Below are 18,376 nucleotides of genomic sequence, written 5' to 3' on the forward strand. Positions count from 1 at the left end.
CCGGGGAGATTCCACCCAATCGCTCCCTATAGAAGAGTCTTCGCTTTCTTTCAGATCCAGAAGATGACACCAGCGAAGGTACGCCAAACGAAGATGGCGCACCTTTGCGACGAGCGCAGCGGTGGAGCCCAATCTTTGCACTGTTTTAAGCAATAATGCGACACCCCCGGACAATCGGCCGGGGCGATCCCACCTAATCGCTCCCTGTAGAAGAGTCTTCGCTTTCTTTCAGAGCCAGAAGATGACACCAGCGAAGGTACGCCAACCGAAGATGGCGCACCTTTGCGACGAGCGCAGCGGTGGAGCACAATCTTTGCACTGTTTTAAGCAATAAAGCGACACCCCCGGACAATCGGCCGGGGAGATCCCACCTAATCGCTCCCTGTAGAAGAGTCTTCATTTCATTCTATATACAGAAGACGAATCTAGCGCCGGCGCGCCTATGGACTGGCTGGAGCAATAAGACGAGTGCTTTTCTCGGCTTATTGTGGGAAGCAAGGTGCGCCATGAACTTGCGGCGCCTCCTTTGCGACGAGCTGTGCGCAGGAGCATAATCTCTGCACTGTCCTTAGCGACGAAGCGGCTTATACAATAATTTCTTCTTCCCTACTATAAATACTTTATGACAAATATCCACTAACTCGATCCACCCACTAAACCTGCTTACGGAACCGGAAAGCATTTAACGGAGGAAACACCATGATAGATACCCATGCACATATACTTGCAGGTCTGGATGATGGAGCTCAAACGTTCGATGATACAAAACGGCTTCTCGAAAAAGCGGCCGAAGAACAAATTTCTAACATCATCGCGACACCGCACGCCTTTCACCCAAACTTCCCGACAAACCTGGCAGCCCTGAAAAATCAGCTGGCCATCACCCAGCAATATATAGAAGACCAGCAAATTCCCATCAAACTCTACAGCGGCCAGGAATGCCGCTTGACAGAAAAATTGCCGGAACTGCTCGCAGCAGAGGAGGCATTGACCTTAGCCAATTCACGCTACGTCCTGCTCGAGCTGCCATCTTCCGGTGTGCCGAACTATACGGTGCCCCTCATCCAGCAGATCATCACGGGCGGCCACGTGCCGATCATCGCCCATGCCGAGCGCAACCAGGGCATCATCGAAAAACCGGAGCGGCTCCGCAGACTCCTTCTTCACGGCGCCCTTGCGCAGGTGACGGCCGGTTCCGTCTCCGGCAGTTTCGGGAAAGCGATCCAGAAAACCGCGCTTGACCTGATCGACGCCAACTTGATCCACGTCTACGGCTCGGATGTTCATAATATGGATAAGCGCCCATTCCACTTTAATGCAGGGCTCGACTATCTGGAGAAAAAGAAACGCCACGAAATGGTCGATGTCTTCCTCGAGAACAACGAACGCATCATCTTGGATGGCCATCTGATCGTCCTGGAACCTCAGGATATACCGAAACCGAAATGGTGGAACGTCTTTGCGTAGCAGCGCAGAGGCGTTTTCTCTGTCTGAGTCCTGGCCGCTGCGAAAATCTCCTCACGCCTTTTAGGGTGAATTCACCCTTCATTTTTTCAAACGGTCGCTTAGTCCTAATAAGTTTTCCAAATAACCCCTCATTAAGCAAAGACTTCATGCTATACTAATAAAAGAATTTTTTACTAAAGGAGTCACAAAACATGGAAGAAACCATCTCGTTACAGGATTTATTCGCTACATTGAAAAAGCGATTGGGTCTGATTGTCATCCTGACCATCCTTGCAGTCATCATCGCAGGCGTCGTCAGCTATACCTTGATGACACCGATTTATCAGACATCCACACAGATCCTCGTCAATCAGGAAAAGACGGATGCGTCCCAATTGACCAACCAGAATATACAGACCGACCTCCAATTGATCAATACGTACAGTGTCATCATCAAGAGCCCGGCCATCCTGGACGAAGTGTCCCAGCAGCTTGACCTCGGCTTGAGTGTGGAAGCGCTGATTTCCAAAATCACCGTCTCAAACGCGGAAAATTCACAAGTCGTGAATGTCGCGGTCCAGGATCCGGATCCTGCGATTGCGGTGGATATCGCGAACACGACGGCAGACGTGTTCCAGGAAAAAATCTATGAATTGATGAACGTGGATAACGTATCGATCCTGTCGCCGGCTGTATTGAAGGACGATCCTTCACCGGTCGCTCCGAACCCGATGCTGAACATGGCCATCGCGGGAGTCATCGGCCTGATGCTCGGAGTCGGTATTGCCTTCCTGTTGGAATACCTGGATACATCGATCAAGAGTTCACAGGATATCGAGGATGTGCTGGATATTCCGGTTCTCGGATTCGTTTCTCCGATTCAGGAAGAAACGATTGTTGCAGAACGCGCGAATACACCATCCAGAAGGAAGCGGGGGTAAACCATGGCTAGAAGGAAGAAAAAGGAACTGCAGGAAACGGCAAGAAAAGTGGTTGCGCATACGAATCCCCGCTCTATTGTCTCTGAACAGTTCAGAACCTTACGTACGAATATCAATTTCTCATCACCGGATGCAGACATCCGTTCACTGATCGTCACTTCCGCTGCACCTGCAGAAGGCAAGTCGACCATCAGCGCCAATTTGGCGGTCGTATTTGCGCAGGAAGGCAAGAAAGTCCTGCTGGTCGACGGAGATATGCGGAAACCGACGACGCATTACACATTCCATATGGGGAATGGCCAGGGCCTGTCGAACGTATTGACGCGCCAGGCAGATGTGAAAGAAGCGATCCGCCCGACTTCCGTCGAGAATCTGGACCTGCTCACATGCGGCCCGATTCCTCCGAATCCGGCAGAATTGCTGGCATCGAAGTCGATGGATACGCTGATCGAGGATTTGAAACTGCAATATGACCTGGTCATTTTCGATGCACCTCCGTTATTATCGGTGGCGGACGGCCAGATTTTAGCGAATAAATGCGAAGGCACCATCCTGGTCGTAAGTTCCGGTAAAACGGAGAAAGATCAGGCAGTCAAAGCGAAGGAAGCGATCGCTTCATCGAAAAGCCGCCTGATCGGCGCGGTATTGAATAATTATGAGATTCCTAAAGACAGCTACTACTATCAGTATTACGGACACCAAGAGTAAAGAAGGGCGACCGTCGCCTTTTTTTACTTTTTATTTTGAAAGCTGAATGTATATGGCATATGAATGCTTATGTATAAAAAATAAGAAATAAGATACACGTACTTTCCTCAGGTAAATCAAGCGGTAATAGTAAATATATGATAAAATGAATGAATTAAAATAACTTTCAATTATGGGAGGTATTTCCTCTTATAATTTCAGGGTTCTCTTTTCAAGAAACCAGTCATTTGTGGAAAAAAACAGACAATCGCTGCATAGACGTTAGGGAAATGGACGAAGATATCTAGCGTGAAAATTGAAAGGCCTTTCAACCTATGGAATATCCAAATTTATAGTATAGCTGAAAATTGCTTAGCGTTTTCATCCTATAGTCATGTTTTTGCGACACAATCGACAAAATCCGACAATACTTTAGGCGATTAGTCGTGTTATGATTAAGGCAGTTTTTTGCACCTATTAATTTTTTATAGTATTAATTATCACTTCTTTATAGAAAAGAGCGATTCTATGACCTTGAAAAACAGAACATCTTTACTTGCGCTAGTGGACTCTTTGATAGTCTTCTTTTCTATTTTCATCGGGTATTTCCTGTTGCACCCGGTGACGAACCCGTTTGAAAACAATTTCCTTCTTGCTTCAGCCATCACGATTTTTGCTGCGCATCATGCACTTGCCTGGTATTTCGGTTTGTACCGGAAAGTGTGGGAATATGCATCGATCGGCGAATTGAAATTGATCTTCAAGGCAGTCACGCTGTCCATCATAGCAGTCGGACTTGTACAATTTCTGTACAGAGGCGATGTGCTGCTGCGCGCGCTCGCCATCACCTGGATGCTGCATCTCCTCTTGATCGGCGGGTCGCGTTTATCCTGGCGCATCTTCCGGGATACGAAATTCCGGGACAAGCATGCCAATATGAAAAAGACGATGATCATCGGTGCCGGCCAGGCCGGCCAGATGGTGGCTCGGCAATTGCTCACCAATCCGGAGAATGGCTTGAAGCCGGTGCTGTTTCTGGACGATGATACGAAAAAGCACGGCTATGAGATCCACGGCATCCGGGTGGCAAGCGCAGGAACCGATGCGATCGAAGAAATGGTGAAAGACAATAACATCGAACATATCATCGTGGCGATCCCTTCACTCAGCCGTTCGGAAAGCGCAGACCTCATGAAGCGCTGTGTCGATACGGGCGTGCGCACACAGACCATCCCGATGATCGAAGACATCATGACGGGCAAAGTGTCCGTGACGGATATGCACGATGTAAAGATCGAGGATCTCCTCGGGCGTGACGAAGTGCAGCTGGACATGAATAAAATCGCGAATCAATTATCAAGTAAGACCATCCTCGTAACAGGCGCAGGCGGTTCGATCGGTTCGGAAATCACCCGCCAGATCATGCGTTTTGGTCCGAAGAAGCTGCTTCTTCTCGGACACGGCGAGAACTCGATTTACCTCATTAATATGGAATTGCAGAAAAACAAGACACCGGATACGGAAATCATTCCGATCATTGCAGACATTCAGGACAGAGACCGGATGTTCTCGATCATGGAAGAATACAAACCGGATGTGGTCTACCATGCAGCAGCGCATAAGCATGTGCCGCTGATGGAAGGCAATCCGATGGAAGCGGTCAAGAATAACATTTTCGGCACGAAGAACGTCGCGGACGCGGCACATAACAGCGGCGTCGGAAATTTTGTCATGGTATCAACGGATAAAGCCGTCAACCCGCCGAACGTCATGGGCGCGACGAAACGTTTTGCCGAGATGCTGGTCCAGAACCTGGCCAAACGAAGCAACACGAAATTCGCAGCTGTCCGTTTTGGCAACGTATTAGGATCAAGAGGATCGGTTATTCCGCTCTTCAAGAGACAGATTGCAGCAGGCGGCCCGGTGACAATTACGGATTCGCGTATGACAAGATTCTTTATGACGATTCCGGAAGCATCGCGACTGGTCATCCAGGCAGGTTCGCTGGCAGAAGGCGGAGAAGTCTTCGTGCTGGATATGGGCGAACCGGTCAAGATCGTAGACCTCGCACGCAACCTAATCCGACTGTCCGGATATACCGAGTTGGATATTCCAATAAAAGAGACGGGAATCCGGCCGGGTGAAAAGCTGTTTGAAGAACTTTTGAATGCAGATGAGATCCAGAGCGAGATGGTGTTTCCGAAGATTTACGTCGGGAAGGCGAATCCGGCGGCAGAGCTGGAGTTGAAGTTGCTGCTGGAGAAGTTGCCGGAGATGGATAGTGAAGAAGTGAAGAGAGTTTTGATTGGGTTGGCTAATCGGAAGAATGTTGAAAATAAAAATAAATTCTTAGCAAATGCAAAATAATATAATGGTACGTATTATCGTGGAGCAGGAAGGATGCATCATTCAATGAAAGAAAGAATCTTTTTATCTTCACCGCATATGAGCGACGAAGGATATGAACAGCATTACGTAAAAGAAGCATTTGATACAAACTGGATTGCTCCTCTTGGAACAAACGTCAACGAGTTTGAAAACGAACTGGCTGCCAAAGTCGGTTCAAAAGCGGCAGCAGCATTATCATCCGGCACTGCAGCCATCCACTTGGCATTAAAAGCTGCTGGGGTTGAAAAAGACGACATCGTATTCTGTTCAACCCTGACGTTCTCAGCAACAGCAAACCCGATCATTTATCAAAATGCCATTCCGGTTTTCATCGACAGTGACTATGAAACATGGAATATGTCACCAAAAGCACTGGAAGAGGCATTTGAAAAATATCCTCAAGTAAAAGCGGTGCTTCTCGTACACCTTTATGGTTTATCAGCAGATATGGATCAAATTACCGCGTTGTGCAAGAAACATAATGTGGCATTGATCGAAGATGCGGCAGAGTCTTTGGGGACATATTACAAAGGCCAGCATACAGGTACTTTCGGAGACTACGGAATCTTTTCTTTTAATGGAAATAAAATCATCACGACTTCCGGTGGTGGAATGCTTGTTTCCAATGATGAAGAACGGATTGCCAAAGCCAGATTTTGGGCTACCCAGTCGAGAGACCATGCAAGACATTACCAGCACAGCGAGCTCGGTTTCAATTACCGGATGAGCAATGTGGTAGCTGGAATTGGCAGAGGACAGCTGAAAGTATTGGATGACAGAGTGGCGAAAAAGAATTACATATACGACTTCTATAAGAGAGAGCTTGACGATCTCGAAGGAGTAGAGTTTATGCCGAGCAATGAGTGGGACCAGCCGAATTATTGGTTGAGTGCGATGACATTGACAGGTAAGGTGCGGCCGATCGATGTGATGGAAGCACTCGAGAAAGAGAATATCGAATCGCGTCCAGTATGGAAGCCGATGCATATGCAGCCTTTCTTCGAGAAGTATGATTTCGTTGGCACGGATGTTTCGGAGAGATTGTTCGAGACTGGGGTTTGTCTGCCGAGTGATACGAAGATTACGGATGAGCAGTTGGATAGAGTTGTAGAGATTATTAGAGGGTTGTGGGGATAAGTATGGAAATGAACAAAGGCGGTATATATAGAAGGTTTTTCAAGAGACCGATGGATTTTGTGCTTTCTTTGATAGCAATTATTTTACTTAGTCCTGTATTTCTTGTAGTAGCTATTCTGGTAAGAACCAAACTTGGGAGTCCGATTTTGTTTAGACAGAAGAGACCGGGGTTGAATGAAGAGATATTTGAGATGTATAAGTTTAGGTCGATGACTAGTGAGAAGGATTCTAATGGGGATTTGTTGCCGGATAGTGTTAGGTTGACGAAGTTTGGGAGACTTTTGAGATCTACGTCATTGGATGAGTTGCCTGGACTATTTAATATTTTGAAGGGTGATATGTCGATTGTTGGGCCGAGACCATTAGCAATTGAGTATTTACCCTACTATACTCCCGAAGAAAGAGTGAGACATTCAATTAGACCAGGATTATCAGGCTTAGCGCAAATTAACGGAAGAAATACAGCGACCTGGGAACAAAGGTTTTACTATGATATTGAATATATAAAAAATATATCTTTTGCAAATGATATGAACATAATACTAAAAACAATATTAAAAGCTGTAAATAGGAGCGATATTGGGGAACGTGGAGTCGATGTTCCACAAGATTTTCATACTTACAGAAAAAACATTCTTGAAAGGGAAGATGCTAAATGAATATCTCGGGAAAAGTAGTTACTTTGAGGGCAATTGAAGAAGGAGATCAAGAATTACTAAGGGATATGGTAAATGATCCTGGCATAGAAAAAATGGTAGGTGGTTATTCTTTTCCAGTTTCAAAAATACAGCAAGAAAAGTGGTTTTTAGCAAACACTAATACTCAAAATGATATTAGACTCATAATAGAAACAAATGAAGATGGAGCAATTGGATTTGCCAACATTGTGGATATTGATTGGAAAAATCGATCTGCATTTCATGGAATAAAAATTGCTAATAAAAAATTCAGATCAAGAGGTATTGGGACAGATACCGTGATGGCAGTTATGAGATATGCTTTCGAGGAGCTGCAACTTAATCGATTAGACGGAACGATTATTAAATATAATGAACCCTCTACTAAATTATATTGTGATAAATGCGGATGGAAAGTAGAAGGAATTAAAAGAAAAGCTGTATTTAAATCGAACGAATATCACGACGAATTAATGGTAGGTATTTTAAAAGAAGAGTATATAGAACTGATTGAGAAAAATAATTATTGGGAAATTTAATAATGACAAGAGAAATTGGAAGTGAATTCTGGTTAGAAAATATGCCCGAGAACTCAATATGTAATTCTCCAAATTTTTTAGGAGAATATAAGAATATTAATTTAACATCATCAGGAAGGGGAGCCATAACTCTTCTATTACAACAGATAAAACCAAAAAGAAAATCTGCGCTTTTACCGGCGTATATTTGCGAATCAGTAATTATACCTTTTATAGAAATGTGTTATGAATGTAACTATTATGAAGTAGATGAAAACTTGATTCCATCTATAAAAAGTATAAGTGAATTTAAAGATGTTGGAGTGTTTTTACACCTTGGGTACTATGGTTTTTCAACGAATTCTAATTTGAAAAATGTCTTAAAATCTTTTGATGAGAATTCAACTATCATAATTGAAGATGTGACACATAGTCTTTTTTCCGACTATGAAAGATCCAAGTTTAATCATTTTTATATTGGTAGTATTAGAAAGTGGTTTGGTATACCAAGTGGAGGGTTTTTAGCATCGAAAGGGACTCTTAGTAGTAAACTTGATGAAAAACCTTCTTTTTCAGAGAAAAGGCTTGAAGCACTTATAAGTAAAAAAGATTATATTGAGACCGGCAACATAGAATTGAAGAGCAGGGCATTAAGTCAATTCTCCGAAGCAGAAAACAATTTAGATGAAGATTTTTATCCCTACAAAATTGATAGTTTATCATATGAAATTATAAATACTATAAATGAAGAAGAGCTTATTAGAAAACGAAGACAAAATTATCTCATTTTATATAATGGCTTAAAAGAGATTCCTTATCTTCATCACCCATCTCTACCACTTGATGAAAATACATGCCCCATGTTTTTTCCTGTGCTAATAGAAAAAGAATATAGAACTGTGGTTAGAGGTAAACTAGCTGAACAAGGTATATACTGTCCGATTCATTGGCCAGTTCCACCTCAAATTAATACAGATATTATGGATACTACTAAAAGTATTTACGACCGGATTTTATCAATTCCGTGCGATCAAAGGTACGGTGAAGAAGACATGGAAAGAATAGTGACAGTACTTAAATGCATATGCTAACTAAATATTCAGTATTAAATAAGGAAGTGGATTCATGATTTCACTAATTACAAATGATGAAACAGAAAAGTGGAATAAGATAGTAAAAGGATTTAAAAATTTCGATATTTATTATTTAGCTGAATATACAAAAGCATTTGAGGTCCATGGCGATGGAGAACCTATTCTTTTTTATTTTCAAGGAGATGACTGTAAAGGTATTAATGTTGGTATGAAAAGAGACATTGCCTTAGATGAGAAGTTCGAAGGAAAAATCCCGTTACAAACTTTCTATGATATTACTACTCCATATGGATACGGAGGGTTTTTGTTAGAGGGAAAAGTAACAGAAGAAAATATTAATCTGCTAAATAAAGAGTATAGTACCATCTGTGTTGAAAATGGTATAGTAAGTGAATTTGTTCGTTTTCATCCTCTTTTAAAGAACTCAAATAGATTAACTTCTGTATATGAAGTTATAGATCTTGGGAAGACAATAACTGTGAACTTGCAGACTCAAGAACAAATATGGAATGATTTGATTGGAAAAAATAGAAATGTAATTAGAAAAGCCAGAAATGCTGGTGTGAAAATTTATTGGGGGTGTAACTCTAAGCTTATCGAAAATTTTATCGAAATGTATAATGCAACAATGGACAAAGATAATGCTAAAGATTACTACTATTTTAAAGAAGATTTTTATGCAAGCGTACTTGAAGATTTAAGATATAATTCAATGATATTTTATGCTGTTTATGAAGAAAAGATAATATCGATGTCAATGATATTGTTTTCAAATACTCAGATGCACTATCATCTTTCTGCTTCAGACAAAAATTTTCAGCACTTGGCACCTACAAATTTGTTGTTATATGAGTCTGCATGCTGGGGGGCAGAAAATGGCTATAGAACTTTCCACTTGGGCGGCGGTCTTGGTAGTCAGGAAGATAGCTTATATAAATTTAAAAAAGCATTCAATAAAGATTCGACAACTAAATTTTCTATTGGTAAAAAGATTTTTAGCGAAGAAATGTATTTAAAACTAATAAGCCTGCGTAACGAAAAAGAGATGAAAGCTAAAAACTTGAATTTTTTCCCGGAATATAGAGTGGAATAAATAATGGAAAAGTAAAAAAATATTATCTAATTCTTTATATTAGATTCTTTAGAAGAATGTCGGGAGAGTTATTGATGAAGATATTATATGTAACCACTGTGTCAAGTACAATGGTATTTTTTACATCTCACATAAAAATGTTGTTAGATCAAGATCACACTGTTGATATAGCCTGTAATTTCGACTTGCCAATTAATGAGGAATTAGTAGAACGAGGGTGTAAAGTTTTTAATATGGATTTTGATAGAAATCCATTAAGTTTTAAAAATTATTCCGGATATAAGCAATTAAAAAAGACTATTATTCACGGTGAATATGATTTAGTGCATACGCATACGCCTATAGCTTCCGTAATAGTGAGAATTGCTTGTAAAAATTTAAAAAATGTAAAAGTTTATTATACAGCACATGGTTTTCACTTTTTTAAAGGGGCACCACTTCAGAATTGGTTAATTTATTATCCTATAGAAAAATGGTTATCGAAATATACTGATGTTTTATTGACGATAAATAAAGAGGATTACACACGAGCAAAAAAATTTTTCAAAGCAAAAAGAATAGAATATATTCCTGGCGTAGGATTAGATATAAAAAAATACAACAATTTTGAAATAGAAGATTTAGTAAAGCAGCGTGAATTGGGAGTGCCTGAAAATGCATTTGTAGTTCTTTCTGTGGGAGAACTAAACAAGAATAAAAATCATGAAGTTATTATAAAAGCTTTAGCGAAATTAAAGGACCCTAACATCTACTATTTGATCTGTGGACAAGGACCTTTAAAACAATATTTAGAAACAATATCGATTGAAAACGGAGTGAAAAAACAAGTTATTATGCTAGGATACAGAAAAGATATTGCTGAAATTTGTAAAGTAGCTGATATTTTTGCTTTTCCTTCGAAAAGAGAGGGCTTGGGTTTAGCTGCTCTTGAAGCAATGGCATCTGGCTTACCCATAGTGACATCTAATATTCATGGGATAAAAGATTATTCAGAAGATGGAAAATCTGGGTTCTCACTTGATTCAGGAGATGTTACAGGATTTTCAAAAAAAATAATGATACTAAAAGATAATTTACAACTTAGACATAGTATGGGTAAGTATAATATGCAAGTTGTAAAAAAATACAGTATTGAAAATACTCTGGAAAAGTTAAATGAAATTTATAATAATTTTTAATTTGTTAAGTTATATATAACTCTCCAAGTGAAAAAATAATAATATAAGGATATAAATTTATATGTTCTATTGAAAAAGGATGATTACAATTGACTGTCAACACATATCCTAATGTTTTAATAATCTCAGATGCAACATGGTCAAATAATAATAACATTGGTAACACATATTCCAATTTATTCGGCGATTGGCCTGAAGAAAAAATCTCAATCATTTATACTAGAGGAGATTTGCCTGAGAACGACGTTTGTACTCAATACTTTCAGATTTCTGAGAATAGATTAATCAAGAATATTTTCGATAGAAAAATAAAAACCGGTCAAAAATTAACTGGTAATTTTTCAGGAGATATTGATGTTAAATTGTTAAAAGATCAGGAATCAGGAAAAAAAATGTACGATTTTTTTAAATCCTTTAGATTAAATATATTTTTAAATGCTAGAAATCTTTTATGGAAGTTTTCTAACTGGAAATCAAAAGAATTAGATGACTTTTTGGAGAACGTTAATCCGGATGTCATATTTTTACTAGGCAGTCCCGAAACTTATTTAAATAATCTGCAAAGATATGTAATAAAAAAAACCGATAGAGAAGCAGCTATATATTTTGTTGATGATATATATTCAATGAAAAGATTTTCATTATCTCCTTTTTTTTGGATAAATAAGCTTAAAGCTCGTATAAACATAAGAAAAACAATAAAACTATGTAATCTAATGTATACAATAGTGCCAAAACAAAAAAATGAATATGAGAAGAACTTTCATATAAAAAGTAAGCTATTAAATAAAGGGGCGAAATTTGAAAAACAGTTTCCTTTAAAAGAAGTTTTAAGTACTCCTTTAGAAATGGTTTTTACAGGAAATATTTATGCTGGAAGATGGGAAACTTTATCAGAAATCGGAAGCGTATTAGATGGTTTGAATAAGAATCACTTAACCGCTGTACTTAAAATTTATTCTCAAAACAAATTAGATAATAAAATGAAGAAGGCTTTTGATAGTCATAAAAGCATTAAATTTATGGGTGGAGTACATGTAAGCGAAATTAAAGAGATACAAAAAAAAGCGGATATTCTAGTCCATGTAGAATCTTTAAAATTAAATGAAAAATTATTAACTCGATTATCATTTTCGACTAAACTTGTTGATTATTTTGAAAGAGGTCGTTGTATATTTGCTGTTGGTTGGGATGAATCCGCTTCAATGGAATACCTTAAATACAATGATGCTGCAGTGACAGCAAGTAGTATAAGTGAAATGAAATATAAATTAAAAGATTTATTGACCAGTCCTGATAGAATTAAAGAATATAGTGACAAAAGTTATAAATGTGGATATGAAAACCATAAGATTACAAATATTAGAGAAAATATACTTCAGGACTTAATAAGAATTTCTGAAAAATAATTCATTATTTTAAGTCAATTGTTGCTCTAAATTATGTATAATCTTAAAAGTATTTGAGAACGTTATTCCAAAAATATTACATTAGGCAATAACAATATTATTATTTATGTGAAAGATAGGAGAAACTCTGTGCTGCTAATTATAATTTTATTATTAGTGATGACTATAGTAAAACTTATACTTTATAAAAGAAGAAAATCTATGATATTTATTTTCATAATGTCGGTACTATTGTTTTTAATAGCTTCTTTAAAGAGCGTTAAATTTGCACCAGATGTTATAAATTATATTAATCATTTTAACAAAATTGGAAATCAAAGTACTTTGTCCATATGGACAAATTTTTTAAATGGTTCAGTTAAAGATCCGTTTTTTGATTTTCTTTTAAAATTATTTAGCAATTTAAACATAAATCACTTTACGTGGTTAGCTTTATTTTCATTTGTCTTTTTAGTATCTATTGCTATCTTAATATACCGGTATTCAAGTGATTTTTATTTAAGTTATATTGCTTTTATCTCATTAGGATATTTCTTTTTTTCTTTGACAGGTTTAAGGCAATCGTTGGCAATGGCTTTTATTATTCTGTCGTATAAATATCTAAGAGAAAAAAAATTTATGCCATTTTTGTTTATTGTATTATTTGCATCTTTATTTCATTCCTCAGCTCTGATTTTTCTAATAGCTTATCCTTTATCTTTTGTAAAGATAGGCATTAAACATTTGATAACATTATTAATTACTTTACTTACTGCAGTCTTTTTCGGAGACTTTATTAGATCTCTAATAAATAGTGTGGGTTGGAATGATTCTCTAATTAGTTACGCTGAAAGGGAAGTAACTTTAAATTACTCGGGTTTCATTATTCAATTAAGCATTTTTATTTTTTGTTTAATTTATAAAAATAAGATTATTCAGCAGAATCCAAAAGATATCACCTTTTTCAACTTAATTTTTATAGGCTTAATATTTCAAAGCTTTACCATCGTTGTTGCTGAGTTCTTTAGAGTAAGTCTATATTTTAGTATTTTTAATATTATATTAATAACGAAAGCTATAATGTTAGAAAATGATAAAAAAGCTCGAGTACTAATTTACTTTCTAATTTTATTTGCACTAGTAGTTTATATATTTTGGAGTGGAACATTTTTTTCTTATGAATTTTTTTGGAACGATTCTTTCTATATGTAAATGTAAAATTTAATCGATTTAATATGATTTGAAAATGATGCAGGTAAATTTAAAGGATGTGTATAGTCATTAAAATTCTACAAATTAACGCTGTTAATAGTATTAGAAGTACAGGGAGAACTACGATGGAAACTTCTGTTTTTTTAGAAGAATCTGGTCATGAGAGCTTTGTGGCGTTTGCTTCTGGATACTCTAACGAAAAAAGTTTAAAAATGAGTTCGGTGGCGGACTCTATGTTACATGGTTTTTTTTCTAGATTAACTGGTAAACAAGCTTATTTTTCAATGAACGAAACTAGAAAACTATTGAAATTTATCGATGAAATAAAGCCAAATGTAGTTCATTTAAGAAATTTGCATTCAAATTATATAAATTTGAACACCTTATTAAAGTATTTAGCTCTAAACGATATTCCAACCGTTTTAACTCTGCATGATTGTTGGTTTTATACAGGGAAGTGTACACATTACACATTAGACAATTGCTATAAATGGAAGTCAGAATGTAATAATTGTCCAAGGCTCAAAAAAGATAACCCTAGCTGGTTTTTTGATAAAACCACTGAAATGTATTCTGATAAAAAGGAGAATTTCGGAAATATTAAAAGACTCGCAGTTGTCGGTGTTTCAGATTGGATCACTAATGAAGCGAAAATGTCTTTTTTATCTAATTCTAAAATATTGAGGAGAATATATAACTGGGTTGATTTAGATATATTTAAACCGTCAGAAGTAGGAGATATAAAAAGAAAACTAGGCATTGAAAAGAAATTCGTGATCTTAGGTGTAGCAAGCCGCTGGAGTGAAGAAAAAGGTCTGAATACATTTATCGATTTAGCAAATAATGTTTCAAAAGATATAGCTATTGTTTTAGTTGGAAATATTGAAAGCAGTACAGTTTTACCCCCTAACATAATATCTATACAAGAAACCCATGACATAAAAGAACTAGTTCAATATTATTCTCTAGCAGATGTTTTTTTGAATCTTTCGCTTGAAGAATCTTTTGGAAAGGTAACTGCTGAATCTTTAGCATGCGGAACTCCGGTGATTGTACTCAATTCAACAGCAAATCCCGAATTGGTAGGAGATGGATGCGGAGTTATTATAGAAGATAAAGATATACAAAACTTAGTAACCAGCATAGAGAACATCAAATTAAATGGAAAAAATATGTATAAAGACAAATGTATTGACTTTGCTCACAAAAACTTTTCTAAATATGACAGATTAAATGATTATCTAACTTTATATAAAGATATTACTAATTCATGAGATTTGGTTTTTATATAAAAGTACCAGCTCTCAAATGTTTCATTTATCAAATGACGAATTAAATTTTAGGAGGTATGAATATGTTTAGAAATAAAATATTATTAATTACTGGTGGTACAGGTTCGTTTGGAAATGCAGTACTTAATAGATTTCTAGATACAGACATTAAAGAAATTCGTTTATTTTCAAGAGATGAAAAAAAGCAAGAAGACATTCGTAAAAGATTAAATAATCCTAAAGTTAAATATTACATTGGTGATGTAAGAGATATAAACAGTATTAATACTGCAATGAATAATGTAGATTACGTATTCCATGCTGCTGCATTAAAACAAGTTCCATCATGCGAGTTTTTCCCGATGGAAGCTGTTAAAACTAATGTTTTAGGTACTGAAAATGTACTTAATGCCGCAATCCAAAACAATGTCAAAAAGGTTATCTGCTTATCAACTGATAAAGCAGTATACCCGATCAATGCTATGGGTATTTCCAAAGCAATGATGGAAAAAGTTACTGTGGCAAAATCGAGAACAGTAAGTGTCGATGATACAAATATTAGTGGTACACGTTACGGTAATGTTATGGCTTCCCGCGGCTCAGTAATCCCTTTGTTCATCAACCAAATTAAGACTGGAAAACCATTGACAATAACTGATCCAGAAATGACAAGATATTTAATGTCGCTGGAAGATGCGGTTGAACTAGTTCTATTTGCGTTCCTAAACTCAAATCAAGGAGACATCTTCGTTCAAAAAGCTCCTGCTTCTACGATTGGTGATCTAGCTCAAGCACTTAAAGAGTTATTTAAAGTTGATAATCCTATTGAAGTGATTGGTACACGTCATGGGGAAAAATTATATGAAACTCTCCTTACTAGAGAAGAAATGGCTGTTGCTACAGATATGGGAGGCTATTATCGCATCCCGGCTGATAACCGCGATTTAAATTATAATAAATACTTCACTGAAGGTGAAGAAGAAATCTCAGAAGGATGGGAGTACAACTCTCACAATACACATCGTCTATCAATGCAGGAAATTAAAGACTTGCTCCTGACACTTGATGTTGTTAAAGAAGAACTGGAAAATATGGGTGTCATACAATGACAAAAATTTTAGTGACAGGTGCGAATGGATTTGTCGGTAAGAACTTGGTGGCGGAATTAAGAAATCAGGGTCATGAAAAGTTATATCTATTTAATAGAGAGAACTCTTCTGTGGACCTTGAAGAATTTACAAAAGACTGTGACTTCGTTTTTCATTTGGCAGGAGTTAACCGGCCCCAAAATGAAAGTGAGTTAATGGAAGGGAACCAGGCTTTAATATCACAATTGCTCGGTTTTCTAATTAAAAATGAAAACAAAGCTCCAGTATTAATTACATCCTCGATTCAAGCAGAAAAAGAAAACCCCTATGGTCAGAGCAAAAAGGCCGGCGAAGACGAAGTGTTTGCATATGCAAAGGAAACAGGTGCAAATGTATTTGTTTACAGATTGCCAAACTTATTCGGCAAATGGAGTAAACCGAATTATAATACAGTAGTTGCAACATACTGTTACAACATTGCTAGAAATATGGATATTCAAGTTAATAATCCAGCTGCTCTTTTAGAATTAGCTTATATCGATGATGTGATGGAAGAGTTTTTAAAAGCACTTGAGGGAACTCCGACTATCGATGGAGATTTTTGTGTTATTCCAGTTACACATAAAGTTAAGTTAGGTGAATTAGCTAACCGTATCAGAAGTTATAAAGAAAGCAGAATCTCTTTGGCTGTTCCTGAGATGAGCGACGAACTGAACAAGAAATTATATAGTACTTACCTAAGCTTCTTACCTGAAGACGATTTTTTATATGATTTAAAAATGAATGTTGATAATCGTGGGTCGTTTACGGAATTCCTCCGCACACCAGATCGCGGTCAGGTGTCAGTTAATATCTCTAAACCAGACATCACTAAAGGAAATCACTGGCACCATACAAAAAACGAGAAGTTTCTAGTAGTCAGTGGTAATGGTTTAATCAGATTCAGAAATATTTATTCAGAAGAAATTATCGAATACTACGTTAATGGTGATAAATTACAAGTAGTAGATATTCCTACAGGCTACACACATTCAATTATAAATGTAGGAGAAACAGATTTAGTTACAGTAATGTGGGTGAACGAAAGCTTTGATCCAGAGAAGCCAGACACTCATTATTTGGAGGTTTAAAGATGAAGAAACTAAAAGTAATGACTGTAGTGGGAACTCGACCAGAAATCATCAGACTTTCAGCAGTCATCAATAAATTAGAAGAATCAAATGCGATTGAACATATCCTTGTACATACGGGGCAGAACTATGATTATGAATTGAATGAAGTTTTTTTTGAAGATTTTAATCTGAGAAAGCCGGATTATTTCTTAAATGCAGCCAATGGTACCGCTGTAGAAACAATCGGAAATATTCTTGTTAAAATTGATCCTATTTTGGAAGAAGTAAAGCCAGAAGCATTATTGGTACTCGGTGATACAAATAGCTGTCTATGTGCAATAGCTGCAAAGAGAAAACAGATTCCTATTTTTCATATGGAAGCAGGAAATAGATGCTTTGATCAGCGTGTCCCTGAAGAAACGAATCGTAAAATTGTTGATCATACTGCTGATATTAACTTAACTTACAGTGATATCGCTAGAGAGTATCTATTAAGAGAAGGCTTACCGGCAGATCGTATTATCAAAACAGGCAGCCCAATGTTTGAGGTTCTCAACTCAAGAAAAGATGATATTGAAAAATCAACTATAGTAGAGAAACTGAACCTTGAAGAAGGTAAATATTTTGTGGTTTCTGCTCACCGGGAAGAAAACATTAGTTCTGAAAAGAACTTTATGGACTTGTGTGAGAGTTTAAATGCAGTTGCTGATCAATATAGTATGCCAATAATTATTAGTACTCATCCTAGAACTCAAAAAATGATTGAAACTAGAGGGATAAGATTTAACTCTTTAATTAAGACTATGAAACCTTTAGGCTTTATTGATTACGTGAAACTTCAAATGAAAGCTAAAGCTGTACTAAGCGATAGTGGAACTATTAGTGAAGAGTCTTCTATACTTGGTTTTAAATCGTTGAATATAAGACAGGCTCATGAGCGACCAGAGGCGATGGAAGAAACTTCAGTTATGATGGTGGGCTTAGAAAAAGAAAGAGTTTTACAGGGATTAGAAATTTTAGAGAATCAAAAAGAAAATACTTTAAGAATAGTAGAAGATTATAGTATGCCAAATGTTTCTGATAAAGTGTTAAGAATTATACTGTCATATACAGATTATATTAATAGAACTGTGTGGAAGAAGTAAA

16 protein-coding genes are annotated in these 18,376 nt (G+C 37.1%); all 16 read left to right on the forward strand.

Annotated elements, in window-relative coordinates; genetic code table 11:
• Positions 1 to 699 precede the first annotated feature (699 nt).
• The 16 genes from IQ294_RS01460 to wecB all read left to right on the forward strand — a co-directional run bounded on the left by IQ294_RS01460 (position 700) and on the right by wecB (position 18,375).
• A complete protein-coding gene (locus tag IQ294_RS01460; RefSeq protein WP_203332242.1) occupies positions 700 to 1,467 on the forward strand; it encodes a tyrosine-protein phosphatase in 768 nt (255 codons plus the stop codon).
• 191 nt (positions 1,468 to 1,658) lie between these two features.
• Complete coding sequence (locus IQ294_RS01465; RefSeq protein ID WP_203332243.1) at positions 1,659 to 2,387, forward strand: YveK family protein; 729 nt, start codon at positions 1,659 to 1,661, stop codon at positions 2,385 to 2,387.
• A gap of 3 nt (positions 2,388 to 2,390) precedes the next feature.
• Positions 2,391 to 3,095 (forward strand): CpsD/CapB family tyrosine-protein kinase, encoded by a 705-nt coding sequence (locus IQ294_RS01470; RefSeq protein ID WP_203332244.1) that lies wholly within the window; start codon positions 2,391 to 2,393, stop codon positions 3,093 to 3,095.
• 507 nt (positions 3,096 to 3,602) lie between these two features.
• Positions 3,603 to 5,441, forward strand: a complete 1,839-nt coding sequence (locus IQ294_RS01475) for a nucleoside-diphosphate sugar epimerase/dehydratase (protein WP_203332245.1) — start codon at positions 3,603 to 3,605, stop codon at positions 5,439 to 5,441.
• A 45-nt stretch (positions 5,442 to 5,486) separates the two neighbouring features.
• Entirely contained in the window at positions 5,487 to 6,599 is a 1,113-nt protein-coding gene (locus IQ294_RS01480; protein ID WP_203332246.1) for a DegT/DnrJ/EryC1/StrS family aminotransferase, read from the forward strand.
• 2 nt (positions 6,600 to 6,601) lie between these two features.
• Positions 6,602 to 7,258 (forward strand): sugar transferase, encoded by a 657-nt coding sequence (locus tag IQ294_RS01485; protein WP_238942580.1) that lies wholly within the window; start codon positions 6,602 to 6,604, stop codon positions 7,256 to 7,258.
• A complete protein-coding gene (locus IQ294_RS01490) occupies positions 7,255 to 7,815 on the forward strand; it encodes a GNAT family N-acetyltransferase (RefSeq protein ID WP_203332247.1) in 561 nt (186 codons plus the stop codon). The genes IQ294_RS01485 and IQ294_RS01490 overlap by 4 nt, the downstream gene beginning before the upstream one ends.
• A 2-nt stretch (positions 7,816 to 7,817) precedes the next feature.
• Positions 7,818 to 8,885, forward strand: a complete 1,068-nt coding sequence (locus tag IQ294_RS01495) for a DegT/DnrJ/EryC1/StrS family aminotransferase (RefSeq protein ID WP_203332248.1) — start codon at positions 7,818 to 7,820, stop codon at positions 8,883 to 8,885.
• 34 nt (positions 8,886 to 8,919) lie between these two features.
• Positions 8,920 to 9,981 (forward strand): GNAT family N-acetyltransferase, encoded by a 1,062-nt coding sequence (locus IQ294_RS01500; RefSeq protein WP_203332249.1) that lies wholly within the window; start codon positions 8,920 to 8,922, stop codon positions 9,979 to 9,981.
• Positions 9,982 to 10,055: 74 nt separating this feature from the next.
• Entirely contained in the window at positions 10,056 to 11,159 is a 1,104-nt protein-coding gene (locus IQ294_RS01505) for a glycosyltransferase family 4 protein (protein ID WP_203332250.1), read from the forward strand.
• Between the two features lie 89 nt (positions 11,160 to 11,248).
• Positions 11,249 to 12,568 (forward strand): glycosyltransferase family protein, encoded by a 1,320-nt coding sequence (locus tag IQ294_RS01510; protein ID WP_203332251.1) that lies wholly within the window; start codon positions 11,249 to 11,251, stop codon positions 12,566 to 12,568.
• A gap of 129 nt (positions 12,569 to 12,697) precedes the next feature.
• Positions 12,698 to 13,759, forward strand: coding sequence for an EpsG family protein (locus IQ294_RS01515; RefSeq protein WP_203332252.1), 1,062 nt, complete (start codon positions 12,698 to 12,700; stop codon positions 13,757 to 13,759).
• Positions 13,760 to 13,884: 125 nt separating this feature from the next.
• Complete coding sequence (locus IQ294_RS01520; protein ID WP_203332253.1) at positions 13,885 to 15,033, forward strand: glycosyltransferase; 1,149 nt, start codon at positions 13,885 to 13,887, stop codon at positions 15,031 to 15,033.
• An 80-nt stretch (positions 15,034 to 15,113) separates the two neighbouring features.
• On the forward strand, positions 15,114 to 16,139 hold the full coding sequence (locus tag IQ294_RS01525; protein ID WP_203332254.1) for a nucleoside-diphosphate sugar epimerase/dehydratase: 1,026 nt from the start codon (positions 15,114 to 15,116) through the stop codon (positions 16,137 to 16,139).
• Entirely contained in the window at positions 16,136 to 17,248 is a 1,113-nt protein-coding gene (locus tag IQ294_RS01530) for a polysaccharide biosynthesis C-terminal domain-containing protein (RefSeq protein WP_203332255.1), read from the forward strand. Before IQ294_RS01525 ends, IQ294_RS01530 begins: the two co-directional genes overlap by 4 nt.
• 2 nt (positions 17,249 to 17,250) lie before the next feature.
• Positions 17,251 to 18,375: a non-hydrolyzing UDP-N-acetylglucosamine 2-epimerase gene (gene wecB, locus IQ294_RS01535; protein WP_203332256.1), complete on the forward strand. Its 1,125-nt coding sequence runs from the start codon at positions 17,251 to 17,253 to the stop codon at positions 18,373 to 18,375.
• Position 18,376 lies beyond the last annotated feature (1 nt).

This window comes from Planococcus beigongshangi, from assembly GCF_016820495.1.
GTDB lineage: Bacteria > Bacillota > Bacilli > Bacillales_A > Planococcaceae > Planococcus > Planococcus beigongshangi.

Bases quoted from the DNA above. Each gene is read 5' to 3' on its own strand.
- IQ294_RS01480 (WP_203332246.1), top strand. From the start codon at position 5,487: ATGAAAGAAAGAATCTTTTTATCTTCACCGCATATGAGCGACGAAGGA.
- IQ294_RS01465 (WP_203332243.1), top strand. From the start codon at position 1,659: ATGGAAGAAACCATCTCGTTACAGGATTTATTCGCTACATTGAAAAAG.
- IQ294_RS01475 (WP_203332245.1), top strand. From the start codon at position 3,603: ATGACCTTGAAAAACAGAACATCTTTACTTGCGCTAGTGGACTCTTTG.
- IQ294_RS01500 (WP_203332249.1), top strand. From the start codon at position 8,920: ATGATTTCACTAATTACAAATGATGAAACAGAAAAGTGGAATAAGATA.
- wecB (WP_203332256.1), top strand. From the start codon at position 17,251: ATGAAGAAACTAAAAGTAATGACTGTAGTGGGAACTCGACCAGAAATC.
- IQ294_RS01485 (WP_238942580.1), top strand. From the start codon at position 6,602: ATGGAAATGAACAAAGGCGGTATATATAGAAGGTTTTTCAAGAGACCG.
- IQ294_RS01505 (WP_203332250.1), top strand. From the start codon at position 10,056: ATGAAGATATTATATGTAACCACTGTGTCAAGTACAATGGTATTTTTT.
- IQ294_RS01495 (WP_203332248.1), top strand. From the start codon at position 7,818: ATGACAAGAGAAATTGGAAGTGAATTCTGGTTAGAAAATATGCCCGAG.
- IQ294_RS01490 (WP_203332247.1), top strand. From the start codon at position 7,255: ATGAATATCTCGGGAAAAGTAGTTACTTTGAGGGCAATTGAAGAAGGA.
- IQ294_RS01470 (WP_203332244.1), top strand. From the start codon at position 2,391: ATGGCTAGAAGGAAGAAAAAGGAACTGCAGGAAACGGCAAGAAAAGTG.
- IQ294_RS01525 (WP_203332254.1), top strand. From the start codon at position 15,114: ATGTTTAGAAATAAAATATTATTAATTACTGGTGGTACAGGTTCGTTT.
- IQ294_RS01520 (WP_203332253.1), top strand. From the start codon at position 13,885: ATGGAAACTTCTGTTTTTTTAGAAGAATCTGGTCATGAGAGCTTTGTG.
- IQ294_RS01530 (WP_203332255.1), top strand. From the start codon at position 16,136: ATGACAAAAATTTTAGTGACAGGTGCGAATGGATTTGTCGGTAAGAAC.
- IQ294_RS01460 (WP_203332242.1), top strand. From the start codon at position 700: ATGATAGATACCCATGCACATATACTTGCAGGTCTGGATGATGGAGCT.